This is a genomic window from Streptosporangium sp. NPDC020145 (assembly GCF_040631275.1).
GTDB lineage: Bacteria > Actinomycetota > Actinomycetes > Streptosporangiales > Streptosporangiaceae > Streptosporangium.
In genome coordinates this window covers 316,345-337,204 of the sequence record NZ_JBEXZT010000005.1, presented here as the reverse complement: position 1 = coordinate 337,204, position 20,860 = coordinate 316,345, and the positions used below count along the sequence as shown (strand labels likewise).

Below are 20,860 nucleotides of genomic sequence, written 5' to 3'. Positions count from 1 at the left end.
CCCCCGCTGAGGCGACGGTGAGGGAGGTGAGGGGTCAGTCCTCGGGGGCGGGAGACTGCTCCTCGAAGACGGCGGGGCTCAGGCCGACCTCGCGGGCCGCGGCGACCCTGGCGTGGTGCAGCAGCCTGCTGCGGGACATGCCGCCCGCGTGCAGGGTGTAACGGACCACCAGGCCGTCGAGCATCCCGTCGATCCGCTCGGCCGCCCCCTGGGGGTCGTCGCAGGTGAACTCGCCCGTCTCGGCCCCCTGTGAGATCACCTCGGCGAGGATCTCGATCCAGGCGCCCTCAAGCTCCAGCAGGATGGTCCTGACGTGCGCCTCGCGCACCCCGACGGCCCAGGCGTCGAGCCAGAGGATCCAGCTCTGGTCGGAGCGGGAGGCCGGGATGTAGAAACGCAGGACCCGGTCGAGCCGCTCGACGGCGCCGCCCCGCTCCGCCGCGATCTCCCTCAGCCGCTGGATCTCCGACTCGCTGGTGCTGCGGAGCATCTCGGTGATGAGGTCGTCCTTGGTGGCGAAGTGATAGTGGATCAGCCCGCCGCTCACGTTGGTGGCCTTGGCGATGTCCGCGACACGGGTGCTGGCGAGCCCGCGCTCCAGCACCACCCGCCGGGCGGCCTCAAGAAGCTCGGCCCGGCGCTGGTCGGCCTGGTCCGCGCGGCTGCCGCGCGCCCCTCCTCCGCTCTGCACTGCGCAAGACTACAGCAGCGGGCACCGGGGCCCCGTACTACTTGACTGGCCGCCCAGTCAAGGGGCCCCGGCCCCGGTCGTCAGTCTCCGCAGCGGTAGAGCGACCGGCCGTCCTGGGTGTCTCCGCCGTACTCGGCGCCGTACTCAGCGGGGGCCACGACGGCGCAGTTGGCGCTCACCCACGCGGTGACCTGGGAGCCTCCCGAGTCGGGACCGCCCCGGCCGCCGCCGGGGATGACGTAGTGCAGTTCCCCCGAGGCGACCAGCGCCGTGAGCCGCTCGACCGTCATGGCGGGGTCGCCTCCGACGAAGCCGCCCATGGCGATGACCGGCAGGCCGGTGGACAGGATGGCCGAGGAGGCGCCCTGCGCGCTGCTCACCGCGACCAGCCAGGTCGCGCCGCCCATGTTCTTCCTCAGGTAGGCGATCGTCTTCTCGCTCATGCCGCCTCCCGGCCCGCCGGGGAAACCACCGGGAAGGCCCTCGGGAGAACCCTCGGGAGGATCCTTGGGCAACCCCTCGGGGAGGCCCTCCGGACGGTCTCCCCGGCGGTCGCCGGGGAACCCTCCCGGAAAGCCACCTCGCATCCCGCCGAACCCGCCGGTCTGCGGCCCCGCGGTGGGGTTGGTGCCGTTGACCGCGGAGCCGAGCGGGGTCAGCGCGTACGCCGCGGGACCCGCCAGCCCGGCGAACAGCGCCGCGACCACGCCGGCCGCCGCCAGGAGCCGGGCGCGGCCCCGCGGGGATCCCGGCCTCAGCCCGGACGACGTTCCGGACAGCGCTCCGGACAGCGCCGTGGCCGCCACCGCGACCGCCGTCACCCCGGCGACCGCCCAGGCCAGCCAGGGCACGAAGTCCGGTGTACGGCGCAGCACCGTGAACGCCCACGCCCCGGTGACGGTCAGGGCGGCGGGCAGCACCCAGGCCCAGGAGCGCCGGGTCCGGCCCGCGTGCCACGACAGCACCCCGCCCAGCCCGGTCAGCGCCGCGACCGCCGGAGCCATGGCGGTGGAGTAGTACGGGTGGAAGGTGCCGCTGGAGAAGCTGAACACCGTGTAGTGGACCGCGAGCCAGCCGCCCCACAGCAGCAGCGCCACCCGGGCGGGGCGCAGGCGGGCACGGGCGGTGAGCACCAGCCCGGCGGCCAGGGCGACGGCGGCGAAGGGCAGCAGCCAGGAGATCTGCCCGGCCATGACGTCGTTGAACAGCCGTCCCGCCCCGGACGCGCCGCCGAAGCCCGCTCCCCCGAAGCCACCGCCCCCGGGGCCGCCCTCCCCCGGACCGCCCCCGGCGAAGTCCTGCCCGAGGATCCGGCCGAGGCCGTTGTAGCCGACGACCAGGTCCCGGACGGAGTTGTCCGTGCTGCCGCCGATGTAGGGACGATCTTCGGCGGGCCACAGGTCCACGACCACCATCCACCAGGCGCTGGAGACCACCAGCGCGGCGCCCGCGGCGAGCAGGCGGCCGAGGCGGCGCGGCACCGTTCCGGGGGCCGTGGCGAGGTGGACGAGGGTGAAGGCGGGCAGCACCAGGTAGGCCTGGAGCATCTTGGTGTTGAAGGCCAGGCCGACGAGGACGGCCGACAGGACGAGGGTGCGGGTACGGCCGGTGCGGATCGCCTCCTGGCAGCACCAGGCCGCCAGCACCAGCAGCAGCACCAGGACGGTGTCGGGGTTGTTGTCCCGGTTGATCGCCACGGTGATCGGGGTCAGCGTCATCACCAGCGCCGCGATCAGCGCGGCCGCGTGACCCGCCGTACCGGGCAGGGCGCGCCGTACGGCCGAGTGCGTCACGCCGACGGCGGCCACGCCCGCGACGGCCTGGGGCAGCAGCAGACTCCAGGTCCCGAACCCGAGGACCCGCGCGGAGATCCCCATCACCCACAGCGCCAGGGGCGGCTTGTCCACGGTGATGAACGACCCGGCGTCCAGTGCCCCGAAGAAGAAGGCCTTCCAGCTGCGGGTGCCGGACAGCACGGCCGCCGAGTAGTAGGAGTTGGCGTAGCCGTTGCGGCCGAGAGCCCACAGGTGCAGTACGGCGGCCAGCGCCAGGACCGCCCACAGGGCGGGACGCGCCCACCGGGGGTCGCCGGGGGCGCCGAGGAGGATCCGGCGCGGCCTTCCGACCCTGGCCGGGGGCTGCGTGACGGGGTCGTCGATGACGGGTGAGTCGTTCCCCGTGGTGGTCATCGGCCCGGCCTCCTCGTGCGGCGCGGGTTGAAGACCCAGGTGCGCAGCAGCAGGAAACGGATCAGGGTGGCCAGGGCGTTGGCCACGACGACGGCGGTGATCTCCGCCGCGGCCGGGGCGCCCGGTGCCAGGCGGTGCAGCAGGGCCAGGCCGCCGGTGCTCAGCAGCAGACCGGCCAGGAAGGCGAGGCCGCCCTCGAACTGGTGGCGCAGCGCGCCGGCGCGGCCGGTGACGCCGAAGGTGAAGCGGCGGTTGGCCGCGGTGTTGGCCACGGCGGTGACGAGCAGGGCGACGGCGTTGGCCGCGACCGCGGGCGTCACCAGCCGCAGCAGGACGAACAGCCCGAGGTGGGCCAGGGTGCTGACCGCGCCGATCACCGCGAAGCTGGGCAGCTGCCCGGCCATGCCGGTGGGCAGCCGGGCCCGCTGGACCCTCGGCGGCACCGGGATCCTGGCCGCGCCGGACAGGGTCTTGCGGGTGACCCTGGCCATCCCCCTGAGGTCGTCCAGGACGGTCCTGAGGATGTCCACCCGGCTGTCGGGGTCGTCGGTCCAGTCGACGGGCACCTCGTGGATGCGCAGGCCGTGCCGTTCGGCCAGCAGGAGCAACTCGGTGTCGAAGAACCACTCCTCGTCCTCGACGGCGGGCAGCAACGCCTGGACGACCTCGGTGCGGGCGGCCTTGAAGCCGCACTGGGCGTCGGAGAAGCGGGCTCCCATGGCCGAGCGCAGCAGCAGGTTGTAGGTCCGCGAGATGATCTCCCGCTTGGGACCCCTGACGACGTTGGCGCCCCGGGACAGCCGGGTTCCGATGGCCAGGTCGCTGTGCCCGGACAGCAGCGGGGCGACCAGTGGCGGGAAGGCGTCCAGGCCGGTCGAGAGGTCGACGTCCATGTACGCGACCACGTCGGCGTCACTGGCCGACCACACCCTGCGCAGCGCCCGCCCGCGTCCCTTGGCGTCCAGGTGCACGGCGTGCACGTGGGGCAGCTCCCGGCCCAGGCCGACGGCGATCTCCCAGGTGGCGTCGGTGCTGGCGTTGTCCGCGATCGTGACGCGGAAGCCGTAGGGGAGGTTTCCCGACAGGTAGTCGTGCAGGCGGCGCACGCTCTCGGCGAGCACCCGCTGTTCGTTGTGCACGGGGACGACGATCTCGACCAGCCGGGTGCGCACGGGCGCGGACATCTGCTTCACGCTGCCTCCCATGGGTGACGACTCGGATCTCTCATGTCCCCCAGGCTCATCGGGGGACCTTGGGCGATCCTGAGCCGATCGTTAACGACCGGTGAGAAAACCGGCGGACCCACGGGCGAGGCGGAACACCCCGAGACAACCGGGAAGCCGTCCCCGCGAACCAGGCCCCTTTCTCGGGACTTTTCAGGAAATTTCGGGACAAGTGGTGGGTCGAATGCCCGGGTCAGGCCGATCCCGGGGAGCCGGGAAGCCGTACCCTGGCCAGGACACCGCCGTCCTCCGCGTTCTCCAGGACGACCTCTCCCCCGGCGTCCCGTACGGCCTGCGCCACGATGGCCAGTCCCAGCCCGGAGCCCGGCATGCTCCTGGCCGACGAGGAGCGCCAGAACCGGTCGAAGACGTAGGGCAGGTCCTCCCCCGCTATGCCGGGGCCGTGGTCCCTGACGGACAGCTCCCCCGCCGCGAGCCGTACCAGGACCGGGCCCTCGGAGAACTTCACCGCGTTGTCGAGCAGGTTGACCACGGCGCGTTCCAGGGCGGCCCGCTCCCCCCGCACGTACCACGGTTCGAGCTCGACCCGGATCGGGCTCTCCTGGGCCCGCAGCCTGGCCCTGCGCACGGCGGTCTCGACCACCTCGTGGAAGGCGACCTCGACGTGCGGTTCGTGCTCGCTCTCCGAGCGCGACAGCTGCAACAGGTCTCCGACCAGCGTGGACATCTCCTCGAACTGGGCCTTGAGACCGGCCAGCAGCCTGCGTTTCGGGGCGGCCCCGAGCGGGCGGCCGGTGTTCTCGCTGCGCAGCAGCAGGTCGATGTTGGTGCGCAGGCTGGTGAGCGGCGTGCGCAGCTCGTGCCCGGCGTCGGCGACCAGCCTGCGCTGGCGCTCGCGGGAGGCGGCCAGGGCGGTGGTCATCGCGTTGAAGGAGGCGCCGAGGCGGGCGATCTCGTCGGTTCCCTCGACCGGGAGGCGGGTCTGCAGGTCCTCGGTCCTGGCGACGTGTTCGACGGCCTCCGCGAGGCGGCCGACCGGGCGCAGCGCCGTACGGGAGACGAACAGACCGGCCGAGGCCGCGCCGACCACGCCGAGCGCGGCGACCCCGGCCAGTATCCAGGCGAGCGTGGTGAGGGTCGACTGGAACTCCGCCAGCGGCCGGGACTCCATCACCGCCAGCCCCGAGCCGACGCTCCTGACGAGCACCAGGACCGGGGCGCCCTCGTCCGTCACGCCGTCGCGGAAGTGCTGCGTCCCCTCCGGCGCCTTCGCCACGGCCTGGTCGCCCGGCACGAGCCGGACCCCGGTGTAGCCGATGACGCACCTGACGCCGCCGGTGTCGATCGCCTGCAGGAGCTGGAAGCGGGGGAAGGGCGGCTGGTGCTCGGGAGGGGGGCTCGCGCAGCTGCGTTCGATCCACTCGTTGCCCTGGGGGCCCTTGGGCGCGTTCAGGGAGCGTTCCATCTGGTCGAGCAGCTCGGACCTGACGATGAACCAGCAGACGGCCGCGCACACCGCGATCGCGACCGCGACCGCCGTCGCGACCAGCAGGGTGAGCCTGGAGCGCAGGGAGCGGCGTTTCCCTCTCACGGCTCAGGAGGCCCGCAGCACGTAGCCGACGCCGCGGACGGTGTGGATCACGCGGGGCAGCCCGGAGCTCTCGGTCTTGCGGCGCAGGTACATGACGTAGACGTCGAGGGAGTTGGAGGAGGGTTCGAAGTCGAAGCCCCAGACCTGGCTGAGGATCTGGTCACGGGTGAGCACCTGGCGGGGGTGGAGCATGAACAGTTCGAGCAGGAGGTACTCGGTCCTGGTCAGTTCGAGCGCTTCGCCCGCCCTGGACACCTCCCGGCTGGCGGTGTCCATCCGCAGGTCGCCGTAGCCGAGCACGGCGTCGCCGTCGTCGTGCGCGGCGGAGGCGGCCAGCGCCCCGCGTCGCAGCAGCGCCCTGACCCTGGCCAGCAGCTCGTCCAGTTCGAACGGCTTGACCAGGTAGTCGTCGGCCCCCGCGTCCAGCCCGGAGACCCGGTCCCCGACGGCGTCGCGGGCGGTGAGCATGAGCACCGGCACGTGGTTGCCCGCCGCCCTGAGCCTGCGGCAGGCGGTCAGCCCGTCCAGTCTCGGCATCATCACGTCGAGCAGGACCAGCTCGTACGGCTCCCGCCGCAGGACGTCGAGTGCGGCCTGACCGTCCTGGGCCAGGCCGACCCGGTAACCCTCGAACTCCAGGCTGCTCTGCAGCGCCTCCCTCAGCGCGGGCTCGTCGTCAACGACCAGCACCCGCGCCGTCTCACCGTCGCCCATGCCCCCAACGGTAGACCGCTCTCATGAGAGACGGATGAGGACCTCAGCCGTCCTCACGCAGGCTGAGCGCCCTGGCCGGGCAGAGCCGTACCGCGTGACGGATGCCGTCGGCGACGGCGGTACCGGTCTCGGTCTCGGTGTCGCCCACCACCCTGACCAGACCGTCGTCACCGGAGTCGAAGACCTCCGGCGCGGCGAGCACGCACTGCCCCGCGCCGACGCAGCGCTCCCTGTCGACGACGATCCTCGCGTTCACCACGCCACCGGCAGCTCACGGACGCCGAAGATCGCACCGGCGTACTTGAACGGCAGGTCGTCGTCGGCGCCCACCACGCGCAGGCCGGGAATCCGTTCGAAGAGGGTGCGGTAGGCGATCTCCAGCTCGGCGCGGACGAGGTTCTGCCCGAGGCACTGGTGCACGCCGTACCCGAACGCCATGTGGTTGCGCGCGCCGCGCCGGAGGTCCAGGTCGTCGGGCCGGTCGAAGACGCGGGCGTCCCGGTTGGCCGAGGCGCCCAGGACGAACAGGCCCTCACCCGCCCTGACGACCTGGCCGCCGATCTCCACGTCCTCGGTCGCGACCCGGTCGAAGCCCACCCAGTCCACGATCGAGAGATAGCGCAGCAGTTCCTCCACCGCCGTCGGCCAGCCCGCCGGGTCGTCGCGCAGCGCGGCGAGATGACCGGGGTTGCGCAGCAGCGTCAGAACGCCGAGCGAGATCATGTTGGCCGTGGTCTCGTGCCCCGCCACGAGCAGCTGGATCGTCATGCCGACCAGGGCGTCGTGGGAGATCTCCTCGCTCTGCGCGGCGGCCGTCACGAGCCGCCCGACGAGGTTGTCGCCCGGCTCCCGCTCGGCCTTGGTGACCAGGACGTCGAGATACTCCCAGACCTCCGCGGCCGCCGTGACGGCCTCCTGCGTCGAGCTGCTGCCGACGGCGATCATCGTGTTCATCCGGTCGCGGAAGAAGTCGCCGCCCGCCTCGGGCAGCCCGAGCATCCTGCAGATCGTCAGCGACGGCACGGCCAGCGCGAACGCCTCGACGAGGTCGGCGGAGGAGCCCTGCTTGAGCATGTCGTCGATGAGCCGGTCGACGTCCTCCTGAATGCCGGGGCGCATCTCCTTGACCTGCCGGACGGTGAACTCGGGGATCAGCAGCCGCCGGTAGAGAGTGTGCCCGGGCGGATCCATATCACCGAAATGTCCCTGCTGATACTTTTCCCGAAAGCGCAGTTCCTCCTCGGAAGGGGATTCGATCACCAGGGCGGCCATCGGATGTCCCGGATTGGTTGGATTAGTGCTGATTCGGGGGTCGATGAGAACCTGCTGCGCCTCGCTGTGCCGGGTCACAAGCCAGACCTGGCCGCCGGGAAGTTCCGCCCTGACCAGCGAACCCTCCTCCCGGAGACGCGCGTACTCGGGCGGCGGCGCGTACGGACAGGTACGGGGAACGGGGAAACTCTGGGTCATAAGGCTTACTCCTCACGGACCGAGCCACTCCACTTACCACATGAAAGTAGGGACGAGGGCAATAGCCGTCAAGGTATGACATAAACCAGAAAGTGCATAATGGCAATAAATGTCCGGCGAATCTATATAAGAGGGCTAATTCAGCAGGTAGATGGTTTTGTTCGCCGAGTGGGGCGGCCGACTCGCCCGCGGCGCTCCGGCGCCCATACCAGGGCCGGGCACCCTTCCCGGAGCCGCACGGCGAAGGGAACGCCTCACTCCCGTGCGGTCGCCAGGCTGATCCTCAGCAGCGTCGCCGCCGGTCCCGTCGGCGTACGGCCCCGCCGCCAGATCGCGCGCAACCGGCGTTCGAGGTCGATGCCCTTCGTCACGACCTCGATCAGGCGTCCGGTGGCCAGCTCGCCCTCGACGGCGTAGCCGCTGAGCACCGCCGGGGCGGCCCCCTCACCGGCCGCCCCCTTGACCGCGGCGTTGGAGCCGAGTTCGAGCCGGGGCGCGGCCACCTCGTGCCCGGCCAGCGCGCGGTCCAGGGTCTCCCTGGTCCCCGAGCCCCGCTCGCGGACGACCAGCGGCGTCGCCGCGAGCTCGGCCGCCAGCAGCGCCGTACGGCGGCGCGCCCACGGATGGCCGGGCGCGACCACGACGACGAGCCGGTCGGCCGCGACCACCCTGGAGGCCAGTCCCTGCGGGACCGAGGGACCCTCGACGAAGCCCAGCTCGATGCCCGCGCCGACCAGCCTGGCGACCTCCGCCGAGTTCTGCACGTCCAGCCCGACCTGCACCTGGGGCTCGCGGGTCTGCAACTCCCCGAGCCAGCGCGGCAGGAGGTACTCGGCCACGGTCATGCTCGCCGCGATGTGCAGGTGGGCCTCCCTGCCGTGCCGTACGGCCCGCGCGCCGCGCATGAGCTCCTCCGCGGCGGCCAGCACCTGCGACGCCCAGGCCGCGATCATCACGCCCTGCGGGGTGAGGGTCGAGCCGCGCGGGGTGCGTTCGAGCAGGGGCAGCCCGAGGCGGCGCTCAAGCAGCATGATCCGCTTGCTCGCCGACGGCTGGGCGATGCCCACCGCCCTCGCCGCCTGGCCGAGACTTCCCAGGCGTTCGACGTCGACGAGCAGCCGCAGGGACTCCAGGTCGGGCAGGTCACTCATAGCCCTAGGCTATGACCTTCCAGGTAGAGCGCGGCTACCGGCCACCCCTGTCCGGTTTGAGACTCGGAACATGTCCCTCTTCCCGCTCTCCGCCTCCCCTCGCCACCGGCCCCCTGCCGGACTCCTCGCGGGCCCGCCCCAGGTCGTGGCGGTCCTGCGTCTCCTGCCCGGCCTGGCCCTGACGGCGTGCGCCGTGGCCGTCGCCCAGTGGGCGGGCCGCGCGCTGCCCGGGGTGAGCCCGGCCGTGGTCGCGGTGGTGCTCGGGGTCGCGCTGGGCAGCCTCACCACACCGCCCGCCGTGTTCGGCGCGGGCCTGCGCTTCGCCTCCCGCAGGCTGCTCCGCCTGGCGATCGTGGTGCTCGGACTGCAGGTCGCGCTGCCCGAGGTGCTGGCGCTCGGCTGGCGGCCCCTGGCGCTGGTCGCCGTCTCGACGGTCTGCACGTTCGCCCTCACCCGGTGGATCGGCCCGCGAATGGGGATGAGCCCGCGCAGGTCGCTGCTCATCGCCACCGGCGTCTCGGTCTGCGGCGCCGCGGCGGTCGCCGCCATGCATGAGGTGGCCGACGGAGACGACGACGACGTGGCAGGCGCGGTCGGCGTCGTCGTCCTGTACGGCAGCGCCGCCCTCGTCGTCCTGCCCGTGGTCGCGCGGCTCGCCGGGCTCTCGCCGTACGGGCTCGGCCTGTGGGCGGGCGCCTCGGTGCACGAGGTCGCCCAGGTCGCGGCCATAGGCGCGACCGCCGGGGGCGGGGTGCTCGCCTGCGCTGTCATGGTCAAGCTGGCCAGGGTCGCGCTGCTCGCCCCGCTCGTCGCCTTCACCTCCCTCACCCTGCGCCGCCCGGCCTGTGACCGCAGCCGTGACCGGAGCGGGGTACGGCGCCCGCCGCTGGTGCCGCTGTTCGTGCTGGGTTTCCTGGCGGCGGTCGCGGTCAGGAGCCTGGGAGTCGTCCCCGTCGGGGTCGTCGAGATCGTCCCCCAGGTGACCGCGCTGTCGCTGGCGGCGGCGCTCTTCGCGCTGGGGACCGGGGTGGATCTCAGGACGCTGGCGCGCGGTGGCCGTTCCCTGGCCCTCGGCGGGCTGGCGACCGCTGTCATCGGCGCTATCTCACTGATCGGCGTCCTCGCCATCGGCTGATGTCCCGGTAGACGCCATCCGATATCCCCCGTAACGTGCTCTTTCTGGAACAAGCAGCTTCTTTACCCGGTTCCACTGAGCAGCCATCCAGGCAGGACGAGGAGACAGAACCCGCTCATGCGTACCACCGAGCAGCCCATCGACAGCGTGCTCCGCCCATCCGACGAGGTGGCCGAGGCACTGGCGCAGGGCGCCCCGGTCGTGGCGCTGGAGTCCACGATCATCTCGCACGGCCTGCCCCAGCCCCGCAACCTGGAGGTCGCGCGGGAACTTGAGGGGCTCGTCCGCGAGGCCGGGGCCGTACCCGCGACGATCGCGGTGCTCGACGGCGTGGCGCGGATCGGCCTGGACAAGGACGGCCTCGAACGGATCGCCACCGAGCCCGGCCTGCGCAAGCTCGGCTTCCGCGACCTGGCGGTCGCCGCCGCGCTCGGCTCAAGCGGCGCCACGACGGTCTCGGCGACCTCCTTCCTGGCCGCCAGGGCGGGCATCCGCGTCTTCGCCACCGGCGGGCTCGGCGGAGTGCACCGTGAGTGGACCGAGACCCAGGACGAGTCCGCCGACCTTGACACGCTGAGCCGTACGCGGATCACCGTCGTCTGCGCGGGCGTGAAGTCGATCCTGGACGTGCCTGCGACCCTGCAGCGCCTGGAGACCCGGGGCGTCGGCGTCGCGGGCTTCCGCACCGGCGAGTTCCCCGGTTTCTACCTGCACACCTCCGGCCGGCCCGTCGACTGGCGCATCGAGACGCCCGAGCAGGCCGCGGAGATCATGCGGGCCCAGGACGCGCTCGACGGGCCCGAGTCCGCGCTGATCGTGGCCAACCCGGTCCCGGTGGACGAGCAGCTCGACCCGGCCCTGCACGACCGGGTCCTGGCCGAGGCGCTCGCGCAGGCGCGGCAGCGCGGGGTGACCGGCCAGGCCATCACCCCGTTCCTGCTGGAGTACCTGGTCAAGGGGACGGACGGCGCCTCGCTTGAGGCGAACCTGGCCGCGGTGCGCGGCAACGTCCGCCTCGCGGGACGGATCGCGGTGGCCTGGAGCCGGGGAAACTGAGGCGATCGTGGCCGGATCGGGTCTGCTCGTCATAGGTGACGTCGTCACCGACGTCGTCGCGCTGCACGAGGGTCCGGCGCTCTCCGGACTGGCCGTCGGCACGGACACCGCCGCCGACATCGTGCTGCGCCCGGGGGGCTCGGGGGCCAACACCGCCTCCTGGGCCGCCCATCTGGGCGCGGACGCGCGGATCCTGACCAGGGTCGGGTACGACACCGGGGAGTGGCACGCCGCGGAACTGCGCCGCGGCGGGGTCAGGACGCACCTGCGCGTCGATCCCGAGCGCCCGACCGCCGTGGTCATCGCCATGGTCGATCCGACGGGTGAGCGGTCCATGCTCACCAACCGGGGCGCCGGCGGGCACATCTGCGCCGACGACTGGGAGGAGGACCTGCTCGACGGGGTCGGCCACCTGCACCTGTCCGGCTACACCCTGTTCGCCGAACCGGGCCTGCAGCTGTCCAGGCTCGCCCTGGAGCAGGCCGTGCGGAACGGCGTGTCGATCAGCGTGGACCCGGCCTCCACCGGTTTCCTGCGCTCCTTCGGCCCCGAGCGGTTCATCAGGGAGACCTCGGCCGCCCAGCTGGTCATCCCGAACCTGGACGAGGCCCTGCTGCTGACCGGCGCGGACGACCCGGAGAGCGCTGCGGGCCGGCTGAGCCTGCGCTACGGCGCCGCGGCGGTCAAGCTGGGCCCCGGGGGGGCGTTGCTGGCGCGGAAAGGAAAGTTGACCGCACGGCTTCCCGGACTCACCGCGGAAGTGGTTGACTCGACGGGAGCGGGTGACGCGTTCGCCGCCGGTCTGCTGACCGCCCTCCTGAGAGGGGACGACGACGAGGCCGCGCTGGACGCGGGACGCCGCGCCGGAGCCGAGGCCGTGACAGCGGTCGGCGGTCGGCCGCGTATTCTCACGTCTGGTTTGGCGTCCACCGGCTTTACCCACTCTCATGCTAATTGATAGCTTGCGGCGTAGGCTGCACCATTAGCCACATGTGTCACTTTGGGGAGGTTGCGGTCCGCCGATGGATGCCGAGTCATCGATCTGCCTGAGCGATCTGGTCCCGGCCCTGCGCTGGAGCAGAGCACAGCAGGTCGCCGAAGCCCTGGCCGATCCCCGCCTGCCCGCGGGATGGTGGTCCTCGGTCACCCTGCCCAAGGCCCTGAACTCGGCCGGACTCGACTGGGTCTGCGACCGGCTGGCCCGGCTCTCGATGTCCAGATGGGACCACCTTCCCCTGAGCGACGTCCTGCCGGCCCTGCACGTGCACACCGTCGATCCCACGCTGCCCGGCTGGCCGGAACCCGCCCGCGCGGCGATCACCGGCCTCGGCGGCTGGTCGAGGCTGCGCCGCCTGACCGCGGGAGACCTGGGCGGCTCCTCCCTGCCCACCACCCCGGAGACCGTGATGACCGCGGTCTTCCGTGAGGTGCTCAGCCAGATCCCCGGGATCGCCGTCCCCCCGGCCGCCGAGTTGTCCGCGCAGGTGGAACGGCCCACCGCGGAGGCACCCGCAGCGACACCCGCGGAGGCGTCGGCCGGGGCACCGGCAGGGGCACCCGCGCAGGCCGAGCAGCAGGAGCCGCAGGCACCCGCCGTACCCCAGCAGGCCCCCGCGCCCGAGCCGCAGGTCAGGCTCAGCGACTACCCGCTGGTCGGCCTGGTGGACAACATGTTCCGCGACTGGGGCCCTCTCGAACGCGCGGTCGCCGTCGACCGCCTGTTCGCCGTCGACCCGATCAGCCTGCGTGCCCTCGCCCACAAGCTCAACGCCGACCTCGGCGCGCTGTCGGTCGCCCAGCGCGCCGCCGAGGAACGCATCCTGCTGTGGCTGCGCTCCTCGGAGTCGGCCCCGCTCACCGGCCACATGTTCGGGCTCACCGAGTGGCTCGGCGCCGCCGCCACCCAGGAGCAGCTCATCGGCGCCGACCCGGCCCACCCCATCGAGGTGCCCACACTGCGCACCCCGCTGTGGCGGGTGCTGGTCACCCTCATGCCCGACCGGCGGCTCCAGGACGGCTGGCTCGTCGTCGGCGACCTGGGCGGCCTGCGGGACCGCACCCGGCAGCTCATGGGCGGCAAACCGGCCGACTCCGAGACGGTCTCGCTGATGGAGCAGCGGCTCGGCATCCGCACCCACTCCGCGCAGGCCTGGCTCGACGCCCTGGCCGCCAGCGCGGAGCGCGGCTCGGCCGCCCCCGACGCCGCCGCGGAGCCCGGCAACAGGCAGCTGCCCCGCCGTACCCCCGGGGCCAACGGGCACCACCACCACCGGGGCGGCCAGCCGATCCCGCAGGTGAACGCCAACGCCATCGACCCCCGTGCCGCCCTGGCCACGCTGTCGGCCCTGTCCGGCAACACCAGGCCCCACCTCATCACCAGCCAGCGCGCCCCGCTCCACCCGCCGACCAGCCCGGCCACCGACCCGAGCCGCTGGCAGCGGATAGAGGTGACCAGCGAGCACCTGCGCGGCGCCCCGGTCGCGGTGCCCGAGGGGTACGCCACCCAGCTCGGCATGCGTCCGGGCACCCTGCTCTCGGTCACCGGTCCCGGCGACAACGCGGTGGTGCTGGTGTGGCGGGACCACCCCGTCTTCGACTCCCTGCAGCCGGTGCTGATGCGCCTGAACGCGCGCCCCGGGGACCAGGTGTACGTCACGGTCGACGGCTACCGCCTGGACGCCCAGCTGCCGTCCTGACGGGCGGACGGTGGGCGGCGGCCGCCGCCCACCGGGTTCACGGGACCGGCCCCATCCGCCGTCGCAGCTCGCGGCAGAAATCCCTGGCCGTCCCCCAGAAGATCGATATCCGCCAGTCCTCGTAGTAACGGGCCACGTCCCGCTGGATCTGCAGGATGTCGGCCCTCGCGCCGGCGGGGGACGGCGCGAGCTGCACGCTCACGTGCCTGCGGCGGTTGATGCCGGGCACCGCCTTCACCAGGCTGTGGAACAGGAAGCGGAAGGTCCAGTCCTGCAGGCTGTACCCCATGAAGAGGATGGGCCTCCTGGTCAGTGCCTCCAGGATCGAGGTGGGCAGCATCCGCTGCCCGTCGGCCGCGCTGTCCAGCGCCAGGTTGGCGACGAACTCCAGGTAGTCGTCCTCGGCCAGCACGATCGAGGCCGGGTCCCCCAGCCTGCCGTGCAGGTGGTAGACGAGCGGCCTGTCAGGACGGGGGCCGCTCCCGTCCCCGGCGAAGAGGTCCTTGGCGTAGGCGAGCCCGTCGTTCCAGGCGCACACCGCGACGTCGGGGCTTTTCCCCGCCGCCTCAAGCGACCGGAAGATGAAGTCGTCGTAGTTGGTCGTCAGATAAACCGGCAGCGGAAAACTCGCCAGCAGGCTGTGCGGTTCCAGCGGATCGAGGAAATCGGGGACCGCCCCGGCGTCCAGTTCCTGGCAGACCAGCCGTTTGACGTACACGGGGTCGCCGTAACGCATGGCCGCGAACTGCGCGACCCGGGGAAGGTCGTAGTCGTTGTCGAATGGATAATCCCACCGGCGTGCCATGTTCCGGCTGAGCGCCGTCCCCGTGGGAAGGACACCGGCGCAGGCGCCCGACCCGAGAAACGGTGTGCAGTCCCCGTGTTTCAACTGGTCGAGCAGGCGTTCCCACTCGGCCTCCCCCATGTCGTGCACCTAGGGCACCACCTCGAAGACCGGGATTCCAGCGGAAACGGCTCCCCGGCGGCGCGTTTGCGCCGGTAGGGCACCCCTCCGCCCGTGGAGCGCGCCGCCTTGCCGTACGGCAGGGGCGGAACGCGGCCGCGCCCGTCCTCTCGACCGTCGTGAACGTCCGGGGGTGCGGGAGGCGTTCACCTCAGGCCTCTTCCCCGTATCGCGGCCCCGGCGTTTTCGAGTTTTTCCCGGCGTTCGGTCAACGAGACGCGGGACCTGGGGAGCGATCGGCCTCTTCTCGACGCCGTGAATATATGATCTTCACGCCCCATCGCGCCTCACATTCAGGTTTCGGTCAACCAAAAGCACACCACGACGCTATTCAAGGGAGCCTGCACCTTTTAGTGGCTTACGCGATTCTGTAATACCCCATCCCGTAAATCAACCTTCGGCGCCGGCGGCGCTTTCCTCGGGGAGGAGGACGCCTCGCCACGGGGAGAGGGATCCACTTCCGTGGCCTCGCGGCGCGCGGGGCCCACTTCCCGAGAACGGGCCCAGGCGCCCGGAAATCACTCTATTTTACGAAATATCCTGTATACCCGTACAACATACTTACCGATGCCAACTCCACCCCCACCGGGAACTTCATCCCGAACAGCGGCTCACGTCCCGATCGGAGCGCCGCGAATTTCCGCACAGGCGTTCGGCCCGCCTCTCCTCAATGACCCCGGACACTTTCCCCTATGCTGTAATCCCCCTGAGGCGTCACACGACCTGGTCTCGAAGCGGAGGCTGATCAGCGGTGCGCGAGTGGCCTTCGAATCTGGATGTCGAGGGTCTGACGGCCGGAGGCTGGCAGCCGACTCCGTTCCGCCAGTTCGTAGTCAAGATTCACAGCCGTTGTGATTTGGCGTGCAAGTACTGTTATGTGTACGAAATGGCGGATTCAAGCTGGCGTGACCGTCCCAAAGTCATGTCAGCCGAGATCCTCGCCGCCACGGCGGCGAGAATCGGCGAGCACGTCCGCGCCCACGACCTCGACGCCGTCGAACTCGTCCTGCACGGCGGCGAACCACTGCTCGCCGGTACGGAGCCGATCCGCGAGATCGTGACCCGCGTCCGCTCGGAGACGGCTCCCGGCACCCGCCTGAAGGTCAGCCTCCAGTCCAATGCCACCCTGCTCGACCTTCGCTACCTCAGGCTCTTCGACGAGCTGGGGGTCCGGGTCGGGGTGAGCCTCGACGGCGACGAGGCGATGCACGACCGCAGCCGCCGCCGCGTCAACGGCCAGGGCAGCCACGCGGCGGTCATGACGGCCCTCGGGCTGCTGACCTCGCCGGACTTCCGGCATCTCTTCGGCGGCCTGCTGTGCACCGTCGACCTCAGAAACGACCCGGTCGGCGCCTACGAGGCCCTCGCCGCCTTCGATCCGCCCGCCGTCGACTTCCTGCTTCCGCACGGCAACTGGTCGGCGCCCCCGCCCGGCCGGGAGGCGGGCGCCTCCGGAACACCGTACGCCGACTGGCTGATCCGGGTGTTCGACCACTGGTACGGTACGCCGCGCCGGCGCACGGACGTCCGGCTGTTCGGCGAGATCATCCACCTGCTTCTCGGCGGCTCCTCCGCGAGCGAGCAGGTGGGGCTGTCCCCGGTCGCGATGGTGGTCGTGGAGACCGACGGGGGCGTCGAACAGTCCGACCTGCTCAAGTCGGCCTACCAGGGCGCTCCCGAGACGGGCCTGCACGTGACCCGCGACCCCTTCGACGCCGCTCTCGCGCTGCCCGCGATCGCCGCCCGCCAGATCGGCGCCCTCGCGCTGGCCGCCGAATGCCGTCAATGCCCGGTGGGCGAGGTGTGCGGAGGCGGGCTCTACGCGCACCGTTACCGCGCGGGCAGCGGCTTCGCCAACCCGTCGGTCTACTGCCCGGACCTGCTCCGCCTCGTCGGGCACGTCAGGAAGACCGTGGAGAAGGACCTGGCGGCCCGGGTGGGAGCCGCAGCCGAGAGAGCGCGAGACGAAGGAGCACGATGAACCTGCGTGAACACCGGATTCCGGAGGAGATGTTCGCCGAGCTCGCCCGGGGCGGCGGCGGGACCGCGGCCGTCACGTGCCTGGCCGCGGCCCAGCACAGCAAGCACGTCCTCCTCGTGCGCGGGGTGCTGGAGGCCGCGCGGGCGTGCGGTCATCCCGAGGCCGCCGCCACCCGCCGCGCCTACGACCTGCTGGCCACGATCCAGCGCGCGCACCCCGGCGTCGTCAACGCCGTCGTCCGCCATCCGGCGGTGGGCGCCTGGGCACGGCGTACGATCAAGGCCCTTGAGTCCGGGGATCCGGAGGCCGCCCCCGCCCGGCTCGCCGCGCTCGCCGCGGTCGCCGCGATCCGCTCCGGCACGACCTGTGACATCGACGTCCCCGCGGTCGACGGGGTGGTCACCCTGCCGTCCCTGGGACAGGCCGTCCTGTCGCCGACCGTCTCCTGCGTGACGGTCCAGTGCGATCCGGAGTGCGCCGAGGTCGCGGCAGAGGGGGTGATCGTCCGCATTCCCGCCGACCCCCGGCAGGACGCCCCCGGCTGGCGGGGGATGCGGGAGCTGTCCGCGGAGACGGACGGCACCCCGATCAACGTCGTCATCGACGACATCGACCCCTACCGCATGCCGGAGACCACGAACATGGGCGAGCGCCTCACCCAGGCCGAGGCGAGGCGCTGGCAGGAGACGCTGCACAGGGCGTGGGGCCTGCTGGTCCGCCACCATCGGACCACCGCGGATGAGGTGGCCGCGGCCATAACGGTGCTGACCCCTCTGCGGCCCCCGGCGCTGGGACAGTCGAGCTCGACCTCCAGGGAGACCTTCGGCTGCGTCGCGCTGTCGACCCCGCCCGACGCCTCGACCCTGGCCGTCACCCTGGCGCACGAGACCCAGCACGCCAAGCTCTCGGCCCTTCTCGACCTCGTCCCGCTGACCATGCCCGACGACGGGTCGCGTTACTACGCCCCCTGGCGTGAGGATCCCCGCCCGGTTCCCGGTCTTCTCCAGGGCGCCTACGCCTATCTGGGGGTGACCGACTTCTGGCGGCGTCAGCGGCACCTGGAGACGGGCCAGGCCCGGGTGCACGCGGACGCCGAGTTCTCCCGGTGGCGTGAGGCCGCCTCCATGGTGGCGCGGACCCTCGTCGACAGTGGAAGGCTGACCGCCCCGGGCAGGACCTTCGTCACCGAGATGGCGCGCCGGCTCGACGGCTGGGCGGGTGAACCGGTCCCCGCGGGCTCACGGGCGATCGGTGAGGAGCGCGCGAGCCGCCACCGCGCGCGCTGGCTCAGGAACAACGGGCGGGCGGACATCTCCCCCGTGCCCCCTCCTGCGGGCACGTGAGTCACAGCGCGGGCGGGTCGAAGTCGAAGTCGAGCCGCTCACCGCGCATCGCCACCTTCACGTCGGGATGCTCGTTGGTCAGCACACGCTGGTAGCGCTCGAAGGTGTCGACCGCCAGGATGTCGGCCCATTCCTGCTCGCCCTCGGCGCGCAGGTCCGCGATCAGGTTGATGGCGCAGGCCAGGGTCAGCGGATGGTCGGTGCCCAGCAGCGCCCGCAGCTGCTCCAGCGTCCGTCCGCCCAGCTCTCTGGCGGTGTGCGTGTCGCCCTGGGCGGCCAGGTCGCTGGCCAGGTTGATGGCGCAGGTGAGCGAGTAGTGGTGCTCCCTGCCGAGTCTCACGTCGAAGCCCGCCAGTGATCTGCGGTCGAGTTCCGCGGCCTCGTCGACGTCCCCGTTGACGCGTATCAGCAGCGCGAGGTTCATGTCGCAGCCGTACTTGAAGGGATGGTCTCCGCCGTAGATGCGGGGGTAGCGGTCTGCGGTGTCCCGCAGCAGTTCGAGCGCCGCGGTGACCTCCCCCGTCGCGCGCTGCGCGTTGGCCAGGCACAGCGCCGCCGCGAGGGTGTCGGGATGGTCCCTGCCGAAGGTGCGCTCCTCGCGCTCGAAGGTCCGCTGGGCGATCTCCAGGGCCTCGTCGGTGAGCCCCGCCCTGCGTTTGGCGATGGACAGGTCCTTGGCCGTCCGCAGGGTCCAGGGGTGGTCGCCGCCCAGTTCCTGGACGCCGAACTCGTAGGCGTCCTGACCGAGGTCGCAGGCCTCCGAGTAGTTCCCGCTGAGCCTGACGACACGGGCGAGGCCGTTCCAGGAGGCCAGCACGTTGGAGGTGCTGGCGTCCGAGTTGGCCAGGCTCTGCAATCTGTAGGCGTTCTCCTGGAGTTTGCGCGCCTCGACGTAGTTGCCCAGCAGGAGATAGTCGATGGAGAGGTTGTTCATCGCCCGCAGGGTCCGGCGGTGGCGAGGACCGAAGACGATCTCGTGCTGGCGCCAGGACTCCTCATCGTGCCTGAGCGCGGCGGCGAAGTCTCCCCGGGTCCGCAGGTCGCCGCCGTGGCTGTTGGTGAGCAGGAGAGTCTCCTCGTGCTGCTCGCCGAGGATCGTCCGCATGCGGTCCAGGGTCCTGCGGTTGAGCTCGTAGGAGGCGCGGTAGTCACCGAGCTCGCGCAGGACGATGCCGAAGTGCCGCTGCGCGGAGAGCACGTACTGGTCGTCGGGACCGCTGTCTGCCCGCCACCTCTCGATGAGACGGCCGACCAGGTCGCTGGCCGACTGGTAGCTCCCCGAGGAGTACAGGTAGCGCACCATGTCGAGGGCGAACCCACGGATGCCGGGCTTGCTGCTGCTCTCCACGTCCGCGGGCGTCACGTGCCCCAGCAGCTGGGAGTATCCCTGCCACAGGGCGTTGTCGTCGGGAAGACCCGGCGCCGCCGCCGCCAGAAGCAGGTGCGCCTCGTCGCGGTAGGCGGGGTGCTCCCGGGGGTCGAGGCCGTCGCGCAGCAGCGCCTGGACCAGCCGGTGGACCTGGATGGTCCGCGCGTCCGAGTCGATGCGCGCCAGGGCGTAGCGGCCGAGTTCCCTGATCGCCTTGCTCAGCAGGATCGGGTTGGCCAGGAGCGCGCCGAGCTTGGAGTCGGAGGCGAGGTCCTCGGGCAGTCCCTTGAACACGTCCCTGGGGATGGGCTCGGGACCGAAGAAGGCGCAGCATCGCAGCAGTTCGACCGCCTCGGGCAGCTTCGCCTGGAGCTGCGAGACCGACAGCGACCACGCCGCCGTCATGGACAGCGGGTAGTCCGAGGGTTTGTTGGCGTCGAGCAACTGGGTCGTCTGCTCACGCAGCAGCCGGAAGTACTCCTCGACCGACATCCCGGTCTCCGCCTGCAACGCCCCCGCCTGTTCGAGGGCCAGCGGCAGATCTCCCAGTTCCTCGGCCAGCCGCTCCGTCTCCTCGGCGCCGACCTTCCCCGGCAGCCGCTTGCCGAGGAACTCGACGCTCTCCTGCCTGCTGAACACGTCGACGGGCAGGGTCTCGACCACGCTCCCCCACGAGTGGTTGCGCGAGGTGATCAGCACGTGCCCCGGCCCTCGGGGCACGATCTCGTTGATCTCCTCCGGCTGCTCGGCGTTGTCGAAGATGAGCAGCCACTTGGAGTACGGCCTGCCCCTGCGCAGCGCGTCGAGCACGGCGGTGAACGCGTCCTCGATCCCGGTCGTGGTCAGGGACGGCAGGCCGAGGTGCGGCGCGAGACCGGCCAGTGAGGAGCGCACCAGTATGGGTTGGTCCGCCGGAATCCACCAGACCACGTCGTACTCGTGGCGGAAGCGCCAGGCGTACTCGATGGCCACGTGTGTCTTGCCCACTCCGCCGAAGCCGTGCAGGGCGTGGGGGACGACCGCGGTGACGTCGGACGTGACCGACTCGTGCAGTCTTTCGAGCAGGCTCTCCCGGCCGGTGAAGTTCTTGTTCTGCTGCGGCACCTTGCCCCAGACCTGGGGCTGGCGTCCCGGTGTCCGGGAACCCTCCGACGATTGTGCAACGGACACGCGACCGCCTCCACTCGCCCGATCCGAGATGAGTTTAGACTTCCGAACACGGCGCGCACCCATACAAAGAGGCCAGACTCCCGTTTCAATGCCACTAAATATGTTTTAGGGAGCAAATCGCCCGACTTCTTTGGTGAGCGCGGGTCGCCGGTCCCC

16 protein-coding genes are annotated in these 20,860 nt (G+C 71.6%); 6 read left to right on the top strand and 10 right to left on the bottom strand.

Going from position 1 to position 20,860, the window contains the following annotated elements; all coding sequences use genetic code 11:
* Positions 1-34: 34 nt before the first annotated feature.
* From ABZ463_RS12485 to ABZ463_RS12450, 8 genes are all read right to left on the bottom strand, one after another.
* On the bottom strand, positions 35-691 hold the full coding sequence (locus ABZ463_RS12485; protein WP_352011561.1) for a TetR family transcriptional regulator C-terminal domain-containing protein: 657 nt from the start codon (positions 689-691) through the stop codon (positions 35-37).
* Between the two features lie 80 nt (positions 692-771).
* Positions 772-2,880, bottom strand: coding sequence for a glycosyltransferase family 39 protein (locus ABZ463_RS12480; protein WP_362775723.1), 2,109 nt, complete (start codon positions 2,878-2,880; stop codon positions 772-774).
* Positions 2,877-4,064: a glycosyltransferase gene (locus tag ABZ463_RS12475; RefSeq protein WP_362775902.1), complete on the bottom strand. Its 1,188-nt coding sequence runs from the start codon at positions 4,062-4,064 to the stop codon at positions 2,877-2,879. Before ABZ463_RS12475 ends, ABZ463_RS12480 begins: the two co-directional genes overlap by 4 nt.
* A gap of 232 nt (positions 4,065-4,296) precedes the next feature.
* Positions 4,297-5,655, bottom strand: a complete 1,359-nt coding sequence (locus tag ABZ463_RS12470; protein WP_352011559.1) for a HAMP domain-containing sensor histidine kinase — start codon at positions 5,653-5,655, stop codon at positions 4,297-4,299.
* A 3-nt stretch (positions 5,656-5,658) separates the two neighbouring features.
* Positions 5,659-6,369, bottom strand: a complete 711-nt coding sequence (locus tag ABZ463_RS12465) for a response regulator transcription factor (protein WP_352011558.1) — start codon at positions 6,367-6,369, stop codon at positions 5,659-5,661.
* A gap of 43 nt (positions 6,370-6,412) precedes the next feature.
* Positions 6,413-6,625 carry a ferredoxin gene (locus ABZ463_RS12460; protein WP_352011557.1) on the bottom strand — a complete coding sequence of 71 codons (213 nt, stop codon included), beginning with the start codon at positions 6,623-6,625 and terminating at the stop codon, positions 6,413-6,415.
* Positions 6,622-7,839, bottom strand: a complete 1,218-nt coding sequence (locus ABZ463_RS12455) for a cytochrome P450 (protein ID WP_362775720.1) — start codon at positions 7,837-7,839, stop codon at positions 6,622-6,624. Before ABZ463_RS12455 ends, ABZ463_RS12460 begins: the two co-directional genes overlap by 4 nt.
* 254 nt (positions 7,840-8,093) lie before the next feature.
* Positions 8,094-8,990 carry a LysR family transcriptional regulator gene (locus tag ABZ463_RS12450; protein ID WP_352011555.1) on the bottom strand — a complete coding sequence of 299 codons (897 nt, stop codon included), beginning with the start codon at positions 8,988-8,990 and terminating at the stop codon, positions 8,094-8,096.
* Between the two features lie 70 nt (positions 8,991-9,060).
* Here ABZ463_RS12450 and ABZ463_RS12445 point away from each other — a divergent pair, with 70 nt between their 5' ends.
* The 4 genes from ABZ463_RS12445 to ABZ463_RS12430 all read left to right on the top strand — a co-directional run bounded on the left by ABZ463_RS12445 (position 9,061) and on the right by ABZ463_RS12430 (position 13,877).
* Positions 9,061-10,125, top strand: a complete 1,065-nt coding sequence (locus ABZ463_RS12445; protein ID WP_362775717.1) for a putative sulfate exporter family transporter — start codon at positions 9,061-9,063, stop codon at positions 10,123-10,125.
* Positions 10,126-10,242: 117 nt separating this feature from the next.
* Complete coding sequence (locus ABZ463_RS12440; RefSeq protein ID WP_352011553.1) at positions 10,243-11,181, top strand: pseudouridine-5'-phosphate glycosidase; 939 nt, start codon at positions 10,243-10,245, stop codon at positions 11,179-11,181.
* A gap of 7 nt (positions 11,182-11,188) precedes the next feature.
* On the top strand, positions 11,189-12,139 hold the full coding sequence (locus ABZ463_RS12435; RefSeq protein WP_362775715.1) for a sugar kinase: 951 nt from the start codon (positions 11,189-11,191) through the stop codon (positions 12,137-12,139).
* Between the two features lie 64 nt (positions 12,140-12,203).
* Complete coding sequence (locus ABZ463_RS12430; protein ID WP_362775713.1) at positions 12,204-13,877, top strand: hypothetical protein; 1,674 nt, start codon at positions 12,204-12,206, stop codon at positions 13,875-13,877.
* A gap of 37 nt (positions 13,878-13,914) precedes the next feature.
* On the opposite strand, the gene ABZ463_RS12425 is transcribed toward ABZ463_RS12430, so the two are convergent.
* Positions 13,915-14,802: an SIR2 family protein gene (locus ABZ463_RS12425; protein ID WP_352011728.1), complete on the bottom strand. Its 888-nt coding sequence runs from the start codon at positions 14,800-14,802 to the stop codon at positions 13,915-13,917.
* 790 nt (positions 14,803-15,592) lie between these two features.
* Between ABZ463_RS12425 and ABZ463_RS12420 the strand changes: the two genes are divergently transcribed.
* Together ABZ463_RS12420 and ABZ463_RS12415 are read left to right on the top strand one after the other, a co-directional pair.
* Complete coding sequence (locus ABZ463_RS12420) at positions 15,593-16,822, top strand: FxsB family cyclophane-forming radical SAM/SPASM peptide maturase (protein ID WP_362775711.1); 1,230 nt, start codon at positions 15,593-15,595, stop codon at positions 16,820-16,822.
* Positions 16,819-18,165, top strand: a complete 1,347-nt coding sequence (locus ABZ463_RS12415) for an HEXXH motif domain-containing protein (protein ID WP_362775709.1) — start codon at positions 16,819-16,821, stop codon at positions 18,163-18,165. The genes ABZ463_RS12420 and ABZ463_RS12415 overlap by 4 nt, the downstream gene beginning before the upstream one ends.
* A 1-nt stretch (position 18,166) precedes the next feature.
* On the opposite strand, the gene fxsT is transcribed toward ABZ463_RS12415, so the two are convergent.
* On the bottom strand, positions 18,167-20,704 hold the full coding sequence (fxsT, locus tag ABZ463_RS12410; RefSeq protein WP_352011548.1) for an FxSxx-COOH system tetratricopeptide repeat protein: 2,538 nt from the start codon (positions 20,702-20,704) through the stop codon (positions 18,167-18,169).
* Between the last annotated feature and the right edge of the window lie 156 nt (positions 20,705-20,860).